General features: G+C 52.1%; 16 protein-coding genes. 14 read left to right on the plus strand and 2 right to left on the minus strand.

Going from position 1 to position 16,070, the window contains the following annotated elements; genetic code table 11:
- Window positions 1-8 precede the first annotated feature (8 nt).
- The 4 genes from DWY25_RS05525 to DWY25_RS05540 all read left to right on the plus strand — a co-directional run bounded on the left by DWY25_RS05525 (window position 9) and on the right by DWY25_RS05540 (window position 3,315).
- The gene (locus DWY25_RS05525) at window positions 9-683 is read left to right on the plus strand and encodes a response regulator transcription factor (protein WP_006059119.1); all 675 of its coding nucleotides are present in this window, start codon (window positions 9-11) and stop codon (window positions 681-683) included.
- Window positions 667-2,127 carry a sensor histidine kinase gene (locus DWY25_RS05530; protein WP_117894405.1) on the plus strand — a complete coding sequence of 487 codons (1,461 nt, stop codon included), beginning with the start codon at window positions 667-669 and terminating at the stop codon, window positions 2,125-2,127. The genes DWY25_RS05525 and DWY25_RS05530 overlap by 17 nt, the downstream gene beginning before the upstream one ends.
- Window positions 2,128-2,299: 172 nt before the next feature.
- Complete coding sequence (locus DWY25_RS05535) at window positions 2,300-2,779, plus strand: MarR family winged helix-turn-helix transcriptional regulator (RefSeq protein WP_117894406.1); 480 nt, start codon at window positions 2,300-2,302, stop codon at window positions 2,777-2,779.
- Window positions 2,776-3,315: a flavodoxin domain-containing protein gene (locus DWY25_RS05540; protein WP_117894407.1), complete on the plus strand. Its 540-nt coding sequence runs from the start codon at window positions 2,776-2,778 to the stop codon at window positions 3,313-3,315. The genes DWY25_RS05535 and DWY25_RS05540 overlap by 4 nt, the downstream gene beginning before the upstream one ends.
- A gap of 65 nt (window positions 3,316-3,380) precedes the next feature.
- Here DWY25_RS05540 and DWY25_RS05545 read toward each other — a convergent pair whose 3' ends face one another.
- A complete protein-coding gene (locus DWY25_RS05545; RefSeq protein ID WP_117894408.1) occupies window positions 3,381-4,808 on the minus strand; it encodes a spore germination protein in 1,428 nt (475 codons plus the stop codon).
- A 107-nt stretch (window positions 4,809-4,915) separates the two neighbouring features.
- On the opposite strand from DWY25_RS05545, the gene DWY25_RS05550 reads away from it, so the two are divergent.
- The 3 genes from DWY25_RS05550 to DWY25_RS05560 all read left to right on the plus strand — a co-directional run bounded on the left by DWY25_RS05550 (window position 4,916) and on the right by DWY25_RS05560 (window position 7,723).
- Window positions 4,916-5,251, plus strand: a complete 336-nt coding sequence (locus tag DWY25_RS05550) for a hypothetical protein (RefSeq protein ID WP_006059125.1) — start codon at window positions 4,916-4,918, stop codon at window positions 5,249-5,251.
- Window positions 5,252-5,256: 5 nt separating this feature from the next.
- Window positions 5,257-6,423: a cation:proton antiporter gene (locus DWY25_RS05555; protein WP_117894409.1), complete on the plus strand. Its 1,167-nt coding sequence runs from the start codon at window positions 5,257-5,259 to the stop codon at window positions 6,421-6,423.
- A 148-nt stretch (window positions 6,424-6,571) separates the two neighbouring features.
- Window positions 6,572-7,723, plus strand: coding sequence for a M20 family metallopeptidase (locus tag DWY25_RS05560; protein WP_244925938.1), 1,152 nt, complete (start codon window positions 6,572-6,574; stop codon window positions 7,721-7,723).
- Here the strand turns inward: DWY25_RS05560 and murB are convergent.
- Window positions 7,720-8,619: a UDP-N-acetylmuramate dehydrogenase gene (gene murB / locus DWY25_RS05565; RefSeq protein ID WP_181981712.1), complete on the minus strand. Its 900-nt coding sequence runs from the start codon at window positions 8,617-8,619 to the stop codon at window positions 7,720-7,722. The two genes, DWY25_RS05560 and murB, sit on opposite strands and share 4 nt — an antisense overlap.
- Before the next feature lie 113 nt (window positions 8,620-8,732).
- Between murB and DWY25_RS05570 the strand changes: the two genes are divergently transcribed.
- Genes DWY25_RS05570 through DWY25_RS05600 form a run of 7 tightly spaced genes read left to right on the plus strand, consistent with a single transcriptional unit; the run spans window position 8,733 to window position 16,003 of the window.
- Window positions 8,733-9,920, plus strand: a complete 1,188-nt coding sequence (locus DWY25_RS05570) for a type II secretion system F family protein (protein WP_117894411.1) — start codon at window positions 8,733-8,735, stop codon at window positions 9,918-9,920.
- A gap of 14 nt (window positions 9,921-9,934) precedes the next feature.
- Window positions 9,935-11,359 (plus strand): PilN domain-containing protein, encoded by a 1,425-nt coding sequence (locus DWY25_RS05575; RefSeq protein WP_117894412.1) that lies wholly within the window; start codon window positions 9,935-9,937, stop codon window positions 11,357-11,359.
- On the plus strand, window positions 11,356-11,910 hold the full coding sequence (locus tag DWY25_RS05580) for a hypothetical protein (protein ID WP_117894413.1): 555 nt from the start codon (window positions 11,356-11,358) through the stop codon (window positions 11,908-11,910). The genes DWY25_RS05575 and DWY25_RS05580 overlap by 4 nt, the downstream gene beginning before the upstream one ends.
- 23 nt (window positions 11,911-11,933) lie before the next feature.
- Window positions 11,934-13,436 (plus strand): hypothetical protein, encoded by a 1,503-nt coding sequence (locus DWY25_RS05585; protein WP_117894414.1) that lies wholly within the window; start codon window positions 11,934-11,936, stop codon window positions 13,434-13,436.
- A gap of 17 nt (window positions 13,437-13,453) precedes the next feature.
- Complete coding sequence (locus DWY25_RS05590) at window positions 13,454-13,771, plus strand: type IV pilus modification PilV family protein (RefSeq protein ID WP_117894415.1); 318 nt, start codon at window positions 13,454-13,456, stop codon at window positions 13,769-13,771.
- The gene (locus DWY25_RS05595; protein WP_117894416.1) at window positions 13,768-14,310 is read left to right on the plus strand and encodes a type II secretion system protein; all 543 of its coding nucleotides are present in this window, start codon (window positions 13,768-13,770) and stop codon (window positions 14,308-14,310) included. Before DWY25_RS05590 ends, DWY25_RS05595 begins: the two co-directional genes overlap by 4 nt.
- 10 nt (window positions 14,311-14,320) lie before the next feature.
- The gene (locus DWY25_RS05600; protein WP_117894417.1) at window positions 14,321-16,003 is read left to right on the plus strand and encodes a GspE/PulE family protein; all 1,683 of its coding nucleotides are present in this window, start codon (window positions 14,321-14,323) and stop codon (window positions 16,001-16,003) included.
- Window positions 16,004-16,070: the final 67 nt, after the last annotated feature.

Raw genomic sequence — 16,070 nt, forward strand, 5'->3', positions numbered from 1 at the left:
GTATCCGAATGGTTAAAATCTTAGTCGTGGACGACGAACAGCGAATCCGCGAGATGATCCGTAAATATGCGGAATATGAAGGCTTTGCGGTCGATGAGGCCTGTGATGGGCTGGAAGCGGTTGACAAGGCGATGAAGGAAAATTACGATCTGATCGTCATGGATATTATGATGCCGAATCTGGACGGCTTTTCAGCCTGCCGGGAAATCCGCAAAACGCATGAGAACGTGCCGGTTATCCTGCTTTCAGCGTTGGGCGAGGAGTACGATAAGATTCACGGCTTCGATCTGGGCGTGGACGATTACGTCGTCAAGCCGTTCTCACCGAAGGAGCTGATGATGCGGATCCACGCGATCCTGAAGCGGACGTCCCAAAGCGAGAAAAAAGAGCTGATCAAAATCAACGATCTGACGATCGATTTCACCGGGCGGATCGTGAAGATTAAAGATGAAAAACTGAATCTTTCGCCGAAGGAATACGACTTGTTGTTCTACCTTGTTAAAAACCGCGGGATCGCGCTGACCCGGGAAAAGCTGCTTCAGAATGTCTGGGGCTATGACTTTTTCGGCGACGAGCGGACGCTGGACACGCATATCAAGCTGCTGCGTAAGAATCTGCGGGAATACAGCCGCTACATCACGACGCTCAGAGGGGTAGGCTATCGCTTTGAAAACGGAAACTAGCCTGCAGTGGAAGCTCGTCAAGTACCTTCTGGCATTTGTGATCGCGCTGTTAGCGCTGCTGTGGCTGTTTCAGGTTGTTTTCTTAGACAGTTTTTACCAGCGCTTTAAGATTGAAGGAATAGAAAAGATCGGCAATACGCTGGCGGCGAATCTGGAGAGCGAGAAGTTTACGGAAATCGTCGCTCAGCAGGCCCGCCAAAATGACGCGTGCATCCGCGTGCTCAACGGGCTGGGGCAGATTCAGACCACGAACACGATGGGCTGTCAGCTGTATAATCTGAGCAATGCCGAAATTGCCGAATACGTCGCTCAGGCTCAGGCCAACGGCGGTTCCTATCTGGATATTCAGTCGGAGAAGGTCGTCAGCGAGCTGCCTAACGGCAACCTGCTTCTCTCGAATAAACATGGATCAAAGAATCTGATCTATTTTAAAATCGTGGACAATACCTCTTACTTTAAAACGATCATCATGGTCAATACACATATTTCGCCGATCAATGCGACGACGGAAACGCTGCGCACGCAGCTGGGCTATATCGCGCTGATCGTGGTCGTCGCTTCGCTGGGGCTGGCCTATCTGATGTCGCGCAAGATCGTCAAGCCGATCGTCAATATCAACCAGAGCGCCCGGCAGATGGCGGAGGGCAATTACGATATTGTCTTCACCGGCCGGGGATATAAGGAAATCACGCAGCTCAACGATACGATGAACCACACGACGCGCAAGCTGAAGGAAGTCGATCAGATGCGCCGGGATTTGATCGCTAACGTATCGCACGATCTGCGCACGCCGCTGACGATGATCAGCGGTTATGGCGAGATGATGCGCGATCTGCCGGGAGAGAATACGCCGGAAAACGTGCAGGTCATCATTGATGAAGCGCACCGGCTGTCCAATCTGGTTAACGATCTGCTGGACCTGTCGAAGCTGCAGGAGAATAAAATCGAGCTGCACATCCAGGATTTTGATCTGACACAGCTGATTCAGACTGTGCTGTACCGTTATGAGAAGTTTATGACGCAGGATGGCTTTGATATCCAGTTTCAGCCTGCGGAATCCGTGCGGGTTAACGCCGATCCGGACCGTCTGGGTCAGGTTTTGTATAACTTCATCAACAACGCGATCAACTACTCGCTGGACGATAAACGGATTGTGATCCGTCAGCTCGTCAACGGGAACCGGGTGCGCGTGGAAGTAGAGGATCATGGCGAAGGGATCAGTGAGGATAAGCTGAATTACATCTGGGATCGTTATTACAAGGTTGATAAGACGCACAAGCGCTCCAGCGCCGGCAGCGGGATCGGGTTGGCGATCGTGCGGGAGATTCTGGAGCTTCATCATGCCCAATACGGCGTGCGGTCCGAGGTCGGTCAAGGCTCAGTGTTCTGGTTTGAGCTTTCAATGGCTTCCGATTCCAAAAGTGTTCCCGCTTGTGCCGGATAGGCAGAAAGAGAGAGGACGGGCAGCAGAAGCTGTCCTAAAATAAAAGTCAGGCCGCGGCGTTTCTGAATGAATGTCCGCGGCTTTTTCTTTGTTGAGAAACTGATCTCGATTGACAAATGGGTAACTAGTTACTATAATAAAAAGGTAATAAGTTACTATAAAGGAGAAAATCATGGAAATTTCGGATTTAGTTCAGCGCTTTTCCGATACGCCTCAGCATCAGCGAAAAGCCATTTTCAGCCAGCTGATGATCGCTGCCACCCGGCTTCAAACGGTGTTTGATCAGGAGATTCCGCAGATTACGCTGAAGCAGTTCATGCTTTTGACGATCGTAAGGCAGTCTGATAGCGAGCTGACGCTGACCGAGGCGGGAAAGTTGTTAGGCTGTTCGCGCCAGAATGTAAAAAAACTGGCGGAGGCCCTGGAGCGCAAGGGATGGGTCAGCGTGCATCCCAGCGCGGCGGACAGCCGGGCTTCGCTGATCGAACCCACACCGGCACTGGAAGCATATTTCACATCCATGGGCGCGTTGTTTCAAGCGCGTCTGGAAATGTTATTCGGCGCATTCAGCGAAGCGGAAACAGAACAATTCTTCAAGCTTTTCGTTAAATTGACCGCGGGCATTGACGCCCTGGAAGGAGAACGTCGATGAAACCGATCTTGATTCTTGTTAAATCGAAGTATGGTGCGTCGCGGCGGTACGCCGGGTGGCTGGCAGCGATCACGGCTTGTGATCTCGCAGAAACAAAAGATTTCAATCCGCGGAATTTTGACCGCTATGAGACGATCGTTTTAATGGGCGGCGTATATGCCGGAACGGTGGCCGGCGTTGATTTTCTGAAAAAACACCGGGCGCGTTTGCAAGGGAAAACGATCGCCGTGTTTGCGGTGGGCGCCAGTCCGGCTGACGCAGAGGGGCTGAACCTGATGCAGAGCCGGCTGAAGGCGAGTCTGCCGGAAGCGGTCTTGTTTTATGGCCGGGGTTGTTACGATGAACAACGGATGAATTTTGCGGACCGCACGCTGTGCCGGATGCTGAAAAAATCATTGCTTAAAAAAGATCCGGCTGCCCTTGAACCCTGGGCGCGGGCGATGCTGGAAAGCGAAAAACAGGGAGCATGCGACTGGTGCGATCCCGATGCCTTAAAACCGCTGTGTTCCGCATTGAAGATCGAAATCAACAAATAAAATGAGGCTGCGGTATAGGGAACCCCTTTGCCGCAGCCTTTTCATAGCCAAGTTTAAAAACAGAATCAGGAAGGCCGGCCGGGATGACGGTGATCTGCGGGCTTGCGCAGGAGCAGCGAACGCAGCTTTGTGCCGTCGTAGGGATAGAGCGGATAGCAATAGTTGCCGGAAAGCGTGTCGGTTTTCAGCATCAGCACAAGGATCGCTGCCGTTCCCAGCAACAATCCCCATGGCCCCAGCAAAGCGATCAGAATCAACAAGCTCATGCGGAAGAATTTAAAGCTGTAGCCCAGCTCAAAACTAGGCTGCGCGTAATTGCTCAGCGCCACAAAGGCCATGTATAAAATAACCTCGCCGTTGAACCAACCAGTGCTGACGGCATATTCGCCTAAAATCACCGCGCCGAGGATGCTGAAGGCGCTGGATAAAGACGAAGGCGTGTTTAACGACGCCAGCCGCAGCCCGTCGATCATCACCTCGATGATCAAAAGCTGCGCTAAAACAGGGATCGCCGCAGTCTGTTCAATCAGGATGAAATGCAGACTTTCCGGAAGCAGCCAGGGACAGCTCAGCGCCAGATACCAGCAGGGGGTAAAGAACAACGTCAGGAAAAAGATCAGAATCCGCACCAGCTTTAAATACGTTCCGATTAACGGCGGGAAGTAATAATCATTGGCTTCCTGAAAGAAATCGAAGAAATGCGTCGGCAGAATCATCGCCGAAGGCGTGTTGTCCGTCAGGACGATCAGATTGCCCTCAAGAATACTGGCGCTGGCGGTGTCGGGCCGTTCGGTGAAGCGGATCCGCGGCAGCGGGTTGAGCCATTGCCTGGGCAGCAGACATTCCGCCAGACTTTCCTGAGACAGACTCAGACCTTCGACCTCGGTGTCGTTGAGTTTCGTCCGCACCTTCTCAAGCAGTTCCTGATCAACCTTGTCGCGCAGATAGCACAGCACGACGTCGGTTTTGGACCGGCTGCCGACCTGGACATATTCATAGATCAGCTTCGGATCCCGGATTCGCCTTCGAATGAGCGCGGTATTGAAAATCAGCGTTTCGACAAACGCGTCGCGCGAACCGCGCAGCACGCGGTCATCCTCCGGCTCCTGCATCGAGCGGACCGGATAGCTGCGGGCGTCGATCAGCACCGCCTCCTGAGCGCCCTCAGCCAGAAATAACAACGTTCCGCTTAAGACGGCGTCGGCGGCCTGAGCCAGATCCGTTGTGCCTTCCACTTCCAGATAGGGAATCTGCCGGGCCAGCCAGCCGCTGACGGAAGCCTCCGCCAGCGGATCCAGCTTCATCATGTGTTCCATGATTTTCTCCATCACTTCGTCCTTGGCGAAGCCGTCGATAAAGATCAGCTCACCCTGACCTTGCTTGAGATCAAAGACAGTGCTGACGCAGTCAAAGCTTTCTTCAATCGGCAGCCGCCGGTGCAGATCGGCGGAGAACTCGACGGTGAAAGCGCTTGATTTTTCCAAAAAAATCACCTCGTTTCCAGTATTCCCAAATCTGCGGTTTTCTTGCGGGGAAATTCCTTGTCAAACGGAAAACCGGTGCTATAATAAAACAGGTTTTAAGAAAAGAGGGACGTTGTATGGAATTATTATTTTTTGTCATGAATCAGATTGATAAATTAGATCAGCTGCTGAAAGACTTATCGAACGAAAAGAAATTCAGCGCGACGATCATCGACAGCGCGGGGATGGCGCGTCTGTTAGCGGATCACGATTATCTGTTCGGTTCGCTGCGGGCGCTGTTAAACAACTCACAGGTCAACAGCAAGACGATCTTCATGGTGCTCAATCATGAGGATGTTGAACACGCGGTGCAGATCATCGAAAAGAACGTCGGCAATCTGGACGAGCCGAACACGGGCGTCGTCTTCACGGTGCCGGTCAGCTATGTTAAGGGCATTGTGAAGAAGGGGTAATCACGATGCAGCAATTAATGAGTTTAGCGATCCTGCTGCTGACGGGATTGGTCTTCGGCCGGCTGATGAAGCTGGTCAAAATGCCGAACGTCACCGGCTATCTGATCGGCGGTCTGATCGTCGGTCCATCCGTTTTAAATCTTGTGCACGCCGACGCGCTCAGTCAGCTCGGCTTTATTTCCAGTGTGGCGCTGGGCTTCATCGCCTTTTCAATCGGCAGTGAATTCAAGGCCAGCTATTTCAAACGCGTCGGCATGACGCCGATCGTCATCGCGATCCTGGAAGCGATGGTGGCGGTCGTGCTGGTTATTGCCTCGCTGATTGCCTTCGGCTTTGATCCTGCGTTCTCATTTGTCTTGGGAGCCATCGCGGCGGCAACCGCGCCGGCCGCCACGATCATGGTCATCCGCCAGTACCGCGCGAAGGGCCCGGTGACGGAAACGCTGCTGAGCGTCGTCGCGCTGGACGACGCGGTCGCGCTGATCGGCTTCGGCATCGCGGTGGCGATCGCCCAGATGATCGAAAACCCGGGCAGCGGCAACCTGATGATGCAGCTGATGGATCCGGTGATCGAGATTCTCGGTTCGCTGGGCAGCGGCGCCGTCCTGGGCTTTGTCCTGCTGATCCCGCTGAAATTCTTCCATGACGAGGATAACCGTCAGGCACTGATCTACGCGTTTATCTTCATCGCGCTGTTTGTTTCCAGCACGTTCGGCTTCTCCGATCTGCTGACATGCATGGCGATGGGCGCGGTCTTTGCGAACATTTCCAACGAAAGCGACAAGGTCATGGCGATTGCCGACCGGCTGACGCCGCCGATCTTCATGGCGTTCTTCGTCCTTTCCGGGGCGGATCTGAAGCTGAGCATTCTGCCTTCGATCGGCTTGGTCGGCATCATTTACGTCGTCATGCGCGTGGTCGGCAAGTTCTTGGGCGCTTGGGCGGGCGCGAAGATCATGCACGCCAGCGAACCGGTGCAGAAGTATCTGGGCTGGGCGTTATTGCCGCAGGCCGGCGTCGCGATTGGTCTGACCGTCGTCGCGCAGACCGTCGTGCCGCAGTACGCGGAAACTGTGCGGGCAGTTGTCCTGTGCGGGACCCTGATTTATGAACTGATCGGCCCGAGCGTGTCCAAGTGGGCGCTGACGCAGGCCGGCGAGATCGTCGAATAAGAATGAAGCAGAGCGTTTGTTTGCAGCAGCGCCCTGCTTTTTCTCTGCACGCAAGCAAAAGAAATCCGGAATTGCGGCCGGATTTAAGCGGAAAGACGTGACAAACCGGATGGAACATGATAAATTTTTAACCATGAGGTGAATGGGTATGAAAGAACAATGCAAGGCATGGGTTAAGCAGCATCTTGACGAAGGCATGGATCTGGTCAAGGCGATGTATGAGCATCCTGAACTGGGTGATCAGGAATTTGAATCGATGGCGCTGTTATGTGAAAAGCTGGAACAGCTGGGGTTTGCGGTGGAGCGCAGCTATCTGCTTCCAACCGGCTTCATCGGCCGTTATGATTCCGGAAAGCCGGGACCCAAGATCGCGTTTTTATGCGAATACGACGCGCTGCCGGAGGTCGGCCACGGGTGCGGCCACAATCTGATCGCGGCGATCGGCGTGCTGGCGGGCGGCGCTTATAAAGCGGTGATCGATCAGCTGGGCGGGGAAGTCCGGGTGATCGGGACGCCGGCTGAGGAAAACTTCGGCGGCAAGGTGCGGATGGCCGAGAAGGGCTGCTTCGACGATCTCGACGCTGCGATGATGATCCACCCCGGCACGGAAAACCGGCTGGGCGGCAGAACCAATGCGCTGATGCCGCTGAAATTTGAATTCTTTGGCAAAAACGCGCACGCCTGTCATCCGCAGGAAGGCCGGAGCGCACTGGATGCCGCGGTCAATACGTTTGTCGCGATCAACATGCTGCGGCAGTTTACGGAACCGGGCAGCTTTATTCACGGGATCGTTAAGGATGGCGGGGAAGCGGCCAATGTCATTCCGGCTTATGCGTCGCTGGAATACTATTTCCGCGCGCCGACGATGGCCGTCGCTAAGGCGATGTCGCAGCGGGCGGTGCAGTGCGCCGAGGGGGCGTGCCAGATGGCGGGGACAACTCTGAAAACAAGCATGTACGAATGTCCGTATGAAGACAATAAAATCAATTATACGCTGTGCAGTTTGCTGGAAAAGCAATATGCCGAACTGGGGTTAAGCGAGATCCAGCAGGTCGACGAGGTGCCGGGCGGTTCCAGTGATATCGGTGCAGTCAGCTACCGCTGTCCGGCGCTGCACGGATATATCCAGATCTGCGGATGTGAAGTGACTGGTCATTCCCGCGAGATGGCGGCCGCGACGATCAGTCCGCAGGGCCGCGCCGGATTGGAAAACGGCGCCAGCGCACTGGCGATGTGCGCGGTTGAGCTGGCCTCGGATCCGCAGCTGCTGCAGCAGGTCAAGGAAGAATTCACACGTTAAAGCGTTTCAATTTCACATTCCAGAACGACGGAGGTCTGATCGAAGACCTCCTTTTGTATGTGCGCGACCAACGCTGTTACATCGCCGCTGGAAGCCTGATTGCGGTTGATGATGAAACCGGCATGTTTTTCCGAGACCTGGGCTCCGCCGATCTGTTTGCCTTTGAGTCCGCACTGGTCGATCAGGGCTGAGGCGTAGTGACCGGCAGGCCGCTTGAATACGCTGCCCGCGCTGGGGTAGTCCAACGGCTGCTTGGCAGTGCGGTGGGCCATGGTTTCTTCCATCAGCGCTTTGATTTCCTGGCGGCAGCCCGGCGTCAGGCGAAAGACGGCGCTGACTAACACGTGGTTTTGATCGTTGAGCAGGCTGGAACGATAGCCGAAGCGCAGCTGATCGCGGGTGAAGGTTTTTTCTTCACCGTCGACTAAAATCTGGGCGGATTCCAGGATCTCTGAAAGCTCTGTGCCGAAAGCGCCGCTGTTGTTGTGCAGCGCGCCGCCGACGCTGCCGGGAATTCCATACAAACGTTCCAAACCGGATAAGCCCGCCTGCATCGCGCCGTCGCACAGCCGTTTTATCGTGAGTCCGGCATCCGCCCGCAGCCGTGTGCCTTCCCGGCTCAGTCCGGCCCAGTTGGACCTGAGCAGGATGATCATGCCGGGATAACCGGCGGAGGCGATCAGAACGTTGCTGGCCTGGCCTAAGACGCGGTATGGAATTTTCGCACGGCGGGCGAGCTCTATGCAGGCACGCAGTTTGTCCGCGGTGTCGGGCAGCGCCACTAACTCCGCCGGGCCGCCGATGTGAAACGAAGTGTACGGAGCCATCGTCACCCGGCGCTGCAGCTCGATGTTTTTCTGTTGAAGCTCCTGAATCCAATTGAAATCAATGCGCATAGTCTCTCTCTCCTTTAAAATTGTTGGAAGTTTACGGCTGAATTCTGGGCAGACATCCTTAAAAATGATATAATAATAAAAATGATCTAACCGAAACGAAGGATGTGTAGCGAATGGAATCCTATCTTTATACGGCGGTGAACAACGAAGGTAAAAAAGTACGGGGTGAGAAGCGGGCGGAGGACGTCGTGCATCTCTACTCGCTTTTAAATAACGAAGGCCTGTACTGCTTGAACGCGCACCGCAAGGCGCAATGGGAAAACCAGGCAGTGAAACCGAAAAACCAGGAGCTTTCTCTGATGTGCAAGCAGCTGTCGGCGATGTTAAGCTCCGGGATTCCATTAGTCAACGCTTTGGAAATGCTGCGGCAGAAAAGCGATAAGAAGAAAATGAAGAAGCTGTATGCCCAGCTGGTCGAGGAAGTCCGCAAGGGCTCCTCGCTGACGCTGGCGATGAAGCAATGCCAGCAGGCGTTTCCGCCGCTGTTGATCTATCTGGTGCAGGCCGGGGAGATGAACGGTACGCTGGATTCCGTCATGGAGCGCATGGCGGGACATTACGATAAAGAATATAAGCTGCGCAACAAGGTCACCTCTGCTTTAATCTATCCGATTATGCTGCTGGTGGTGACCGTTGCCGTCATTCTCGCGCTGATGACTTCTGTGGTGCCGAGCTTTTTGAGCATGGTCGGAGATATGGAGCTGCCGTGGAATACGCTGCTGCTGATCTCCATGAGCAACTTCATCGTCGCGTACTGGCCGTTTCTGTTGTTGGGTGTGCTGGTTGCGATCCTCGGTTTCCGGATGGCCTTGAAAGTGCCGGCAATCCGCCGGGGCTTCGATGAGATAAAAGTGAAATTCCCGGTGTTTGGAACGCTGAACCGGATCGTCGCGACCTCGCGGTTTGCACGGACGTTTTCCTCGCTGTATTCCAGCGGGATTTCCGTCATCGATTCGCTGCAGGTTTCCGGCGACGTCTTAAACAACAGCTACTTTACCGAAAAGGTGAACTGGATCTGCGAACGGGTGCGGCGGGGCGAGATGCTCTCCCGCTCGATTGAAGCTTCCGAAGCGTTCGATCCCTTGCTGAACTCGATGATGTATGTCGGTGAGGAATCCGGATCACTGGAGGAAGTGCTGAATTCGATCTCAGATTATTACGATACGGAAGCGGACAACGCGACGCAGAAGATGGTCGCGCTGATGGAGCCGATCATGATCGTAATTCTGGCGATCATCATCTTCTTCGTTATTATTTCCATCATCATGCCAATTTATGATTCCTACGGGATGATCGCATAGCAGGGGGAAGCATTATGATACTATTGCATATTATGCAGCGGCATGCCGTTGTGGTTTGGGGAAAAGCAAAAAAACACAAGCTTGAGGTTCAGCGCACGCATTCCTGCGCGATTCCTGAAGGCTTGCTGATCAACGGATTTATTCAGGATGAGGAAGCCTTTGCCCAATGGGCGAAGACGATGGTTTCCGAGCTGGGGCTTAAGGGCAAAAGTGTGACGGTGATCGCCGACAGCACGGCAGTGATCTACCGCCAGATTGAAACCCCGAAGCTGAAGGCGAAGGCGCTGGAAAAGAATCTCTATTTCAATTTAGCCCGCCAGATCGGCAACATCACAGAAAATACCGTCGATTACGCCATTTTGCCGCAGGCGGAAAACGGCAGCGAAAGTCTGACGGTCGTTGTTCCGCAGTCGTATGGCGATACTTACAGTAAGGCGTTAAAAGCCGCGGGGCTTAAGCCGCAGCGGATGATCACCTCGACGCTGGCGTTAATCCAGGCGGGGATGCGGCTGCAGGAAGAAAAGACCGCGATTTATTCGTGGTGTTCCGATGAAGTGTGTACGTCGGTTTTGTTCAACAACGGCCGCTTCATGTTCTCCAATGTGTTCCGGTTTGACCGCAATCAGACGCCGCTGACCGTGATGAACGAGCGGATTTCCCAGCTTGTTCAATTCCAGCGGATTAAGAATCCGGATTCGCCGGTGGAGCTGGTGCGGATCGGAACGACGGAGAATGCCGAGTCGATTGCCCGCGAGCTGACGCAGGTGCTGCGGCTGCCGACGGAGATCTTCCCGGCAGTCAGCGGCTTAAGCGCAAGCGAGGTTTCCTCGCAGGTCTGCGCCGTTTATGGCCTGGCGCTGCTGGCCCGTCCGTATGATCTGTTTAAAGGGATTAATCACCAGCGCTATACCGAGGCTTACCAGCAGCGCCGCAGCCTGCGCGTGATCCTGGGCTTGTTCGTAATCAACGCGCTGATTCTCGGCGGTTTGTGCTATCGTCAATTTGCTTTAAATCAGATTGAAGACAACGCGATCAAGCAGGTGGAAGCCCAGCTGCAGCTGCCGGAACGGCTGCAGCAGTATGACGATGCGCTGATGTTGTCAACGCAGAATTCGCTGACCCGCCAACAGATTGAAGACGCGCTGCAGGTGCTGCAGTACAGCGAACAGACCGAGCAGTTTTCCAAAACGCTGTTCGAGCAGATCCAGGCGCTGCGTCCCAAGGATGTCGCGATCAGCGGGCTGCAGGTGCAGGACGGACTGGCAGTTCAGCTGACGTGTACGGCAGGCAGCCGGCTTTCTCCATCCCAATACACGCAGGATCTGCGTTCGACAAACTGGTTTGCGGATGTGAATTATACCGGTTTTACCTATAATGAAAGTAAGAAAAATTACAATTTTCTGATCACGTTGACGCTGAAGGGGGTGGACGTTGAATGAAACTCTCAGAGCGCGAAAAAATTCTGTTAGTCGTCTTGGCATTTATGCTGCTGAACGTCGTCGGGATTCAGTTTCTCTTAACGCCGATGCAGAATAAACATGAGGAGTTGATCAGCGAGCGGACGCAGATCGAGGACGAGCTGGCGCAGCAGCAGCTGATGATCGACATGTTGGACGCCCTGAATCAGGATCATGAGGATCTGGCGGTTCAGCTGCAGAATCTGGCCGACCGCTTCGTGCCGCCGAAGTATTCTGAATTGAAGGATGAATACTTGTATGAAACGATGGCGGATTTTATCAAACAATGGGATTCTCTGACGATCTCGGATCTGACTTACGCGACACTGCCCGGCAGCGAACAGGCGTTAAGCGTCGTGCTGATGGTGGAAGCGGATTTCACGGTCACTGGTTCGATGGATCAGATGATCGGCGCGATGGATAAAATCCAGCAGCTGCCGCAGGTCATTTCGATTACGTCCCTGTCGGTCAATGAGAAAGAAAAGCAGATGCAGGGTTCATTTCATATCCAGTTCTACACGTTTAACGATTAACTAAAGAGAAAGGGGGCGTCGCGATGCGGTCAAAACGGGGAAGCACATTGTTGCTGACAATCTGTTTGTTTATGGTGTTCCTGATTTTTGCCGCCGCTTTGATTCCTCTTTCCCGCCGGGCTTTCCAGCAGACAGCTGCGGACGTGACCCAGCAGCAGGCGGATTATATCGCCCAAAGCGCGGTAGAGGCGCTGATCACGCAGCTGGATGAAGAAAGCCTGCGGCAGACGCTGATCGAGGTTGTTGAAGAAAGTAAAGATCAGGTTGTGAGTGATTGGGCCAGCTATGGCGATCATGGTGAATACCGATATACTATCACTCGGGATGCATTTTATAATGAATCTCACGGTTGGCTTTTGTGGTCTAAGAGCAGGATATTTATTACTGCAGAGGCAAAATATGAAGATAAAACATCTCAGATGACCGCCGTCGTGCAGGCTACAAAATATATGAATCAGTTTTTTGATCCCAATGGGATTGAAAGAGAGATTGCCAGTAAGGAAAGCCTGTCAAAACGTGCCGTCCTGATTAACGAATGCCGGATTCCAACGGATCATTCCGCCAGCTTCTGGATTAATGCAATTTCCGATTTGACGGTAACGCAGCAGAACGTAAACGGAAACATCAGTTCTGAAGATGAAAAAATTGACGATTTGCAGAAAAATCTGGATCCCAAAGTTGTCTTAATTTACCGGAACATTAAGAATCCTGTGGTTACCGGCCATATTGACGGCAATGTCGTCTTGGAACCAGCTGAATACACAAAAGCGACGATTGGCAGCGATACGCTGGGGGAAGTCGTCATCGATGGCGACGTCATTTGTAAAGGTGATCTGGTATTGAAGAATGCGACAGTAACGGGAGCGATCTATTATACAGGCAGCTTTGAACCCGTGAATGCCTCTTATACTGGGGAAATTCGGCAAATTCAACCTACCGATGCGCTTTTTGAAAAGTATATGTTTAATCTTCCGCTAATCCCCAGAAAAATTGAAAGTATTGAAGGTTATCGTAAAGTTACTTCGTCGGATGACAATATAGATATTAAAATTACCGACGATTCAGCGATATTTTATGAATTTTCAAATCCTAATCTGGAAAAACTACAGATTAAAAATGGAAAATTACTTGATATTTCGTTCGTTAATTTAGCTAAAATGCCGAATCAGTTGATCGTTGAAAGTGAAAACAAGTTTTATCGGCCGGTCTTTTTTATTGAAGATGAAAATCCGGTGCTCAGCGATCAGGTCTCGACGAATCTGTTGAACAGTGAAAATATTATCCTCGTTTTTACTCATCCGGTTAGAATTCAGGGCGACGTCAATGTGAGTGTTTTTGCGCCTAAGATTATTTTTGAGGCCGAAAATATCACGATGAATGGTCGGCTGCAGGCTTGTGAATTCGAGCACAGTGAACTCGTCAGCAGTGTCAATCTGAAGGCCAGAAATAATGCGGATATTTATGAGGTGTTCAAATTAGGCGGAGCAGAAGCTTATTATTTCGACTTGTACTATTACCAACCTTAAAGAAAGGAGGGACCGTCATGAATAAACGCGGCATGACTTTATTGGAAATCGTGATCTCGTTAGGAATTCTGGTCATTATCGTGACTTCGCTGACGAAGGTTTTTACTTCCGGCGTTTCCTTGACGATGGAATCAGACAGCCTTAGCCGCAGCGAGTTAAAGGTGCGCAAGGCGATCGCGGGTGAAAAAATTGCCGGCGTGAAAATTACGGCGCAGGATTCGTCGCTGACCTTCTTGCTGGATGGACAAAGCTATTCCATTCCGGGACAAATGAAGACGTATTCCGATGCCAAGGGCCGGGTTAACTATCGTTATTTTGAGGCGGATCCTTCATGAAAAAGCGTGGATTTACGCTGATTGAGATGGTGCTGGTCGTCGGCTTGTTAACGACGCTGGTGATCGGTCTGACCGCGATCTTCAGACCGATGATCGCAACCTTTCAGAAAAGCGCTTTGCAGACCGATCTCAAAGACAAAGCACAGATTCTGATCGAGCAGATCAGCAAGCCGATGCAGACTGCGAAATCCCTTGTCAGCGAGAAAAAAGCGATAACGGAATTCAAAGACGAATATGGCCGGAACTTTCTTGTTTACAGTGTTGTCAACGGACAGCTGCAGGTTTGGGATTCTCCTGGCGGGACGCCGAAGCCCTTGTATTCTTCCGATTTCTATAACGGCTACAAAGTCGATGTCAAGCTGTCGACGGCAACTAAAGATTACGACAGCGATACGACGACGGTGAAGATCGTATTAATCTTTAACAAGAATGGTGAAAAATATCGCGCGGAATCGGCGGTAGAATGTATGAATATTGATTATGGCCGCCAGGATTTCAGCATTGTCCTGTCTGAAGGCTATATCGCGATAGAAAGGTAGGCGCAGGCAAGTGAAAAATCTTCCGATCGGCCAGCTGCTGCTGGAACAGGGTTATATTACAGAGGAACAGCTGAACAGCGCGCTGGCGCATCAGAAAGCGCATCCCGGCAATCGCCTGGGCGACGTTTTAATTGAATTAGGCTATATCACAGAAGAAAAGAAGCTGAAAGCGTTAAGCGTGCGTCTGAACGTTCCGGTATACGAAGGCTTCCAGATTAATGTCAACAGTGATATCGTAAGGCTGATCTCCGAAGACGTTGCGAAGAAATATCAGGTCATGCCGTTAGAAATCAAGAACAACGCATTGCAGCTGGCCACCAGCGATCCGCTTGACTTCTACGCGCTGGAAGATATCAAAGCTTCCTGCGGAATCCCGGTATCTCCGGTTTTAGCTCCAAAAGAAATGATTGAAAACGCAATCCGGCGGAACTACGCGCAAGCCAATGTCAGCAGCGCAATCGACGAAATTCAGAAAGATCTGACCGAGGATCAGGACTTAGCGCTGAACGAAGAGCTTTCCGAATTGACGCAGCGCGTCGATAATGCGCCAGTTGTCAAGTTTGTCAACAACATGATCCGCCAGGCTTATGAAACAGGCGCGAGCGATATTCATATTGAACCCTTTGAAATGACGACGGTGATCCGGTTTAGAACAGACGGCGTTCTGCATGAATTCACACGGATTGCGAAGTCCGTTCATGATGCGCTGATCACGCGAATCAAAATCATGGGCAATATGAACATCGCGGAAAAACGAATTCCGCAGGATGGACATATTGAAAGTCAGATTGACGGCAAGAGTCTGGATATCCGTTTATCCTCATTGCCGACGGTGTATGGCGAGAAGATGGTTATCCGTCTGTTAGGCCACAGTCTGCAGCAGCTTACGACGTTGAAAGATCTCGGTCTGCAGCAGAAAGACTATGATTTGATGGAATCGATGATTCATCAGCCGTATGGAATCCTGTTATTCACCGGCCCGACCGGCAGCGGTAAGACCACGACGCTGTACGCGATCCTCAATGAATTGGCAAGAGAGGAAGTCAATGTCATCACGATTGAAGACCCAGTTGAAAAGCGGATGATGGGCGTCAATCAGGTTCAGGTCAACGCCAAGGCGGGATTAACTTTTGCTTCAGCTCTGCGCTCAATTCTGCGGCAGGACCCGGATATCGTTATGATCGGTGAAATCCGTGATGAAGAAACCGCGGAAATTGCGGTGCGTTCAGCGATCACCGGCCACTACGTTTTATCTACCATTCATACCAACGACAGCGCTACGGCGATTGCCCGTTTAAAAGACATGAATGTGGAACCGTATTTGTTATCCTCATCGGTAGTCGGTATCGTCGCTCAGCGATTAGCCCGTCAGCTTTGTCCGCATTGCAAGGAACAGGTCATGCCGACCGCGGAACAAAGTCAGCTGCTTGGCGGCTATACCGGTCCGATCTATAAGCCGCATGGCTGCGTCCGGTGCAACCAGAGCGGATATAAAGGGCGTACCGCATTATTTGAAATTCTCCCGCTGACCGCGGAGATCCGCGATCTGATCGTCAGCTCCAACGATACGAATAAGATTAAAGAGTCCGCTATCAAAGCTGGAATGACTACGCTGTCGGAGGAAATGGTCAAGATGATTATCAAAGGACAGACGTCGATGGAAGAAATGCTGCGGGTCATCTATACGATTTAATTCGGAATCCTAATTGGATTATTACAAAAATCTTAATTTTTTTACACGGTTATCATAACGCTTTTAT

The organism is Holdemania filiformis (genome assembly GCF_003459085.1).
Classification (GTDB): Bacteria; Bacillota_I; Bacilli_A; order Erysipelotrichales; family Erysipelotrichaceae; genus Holdemania; species Holdemania filiformis.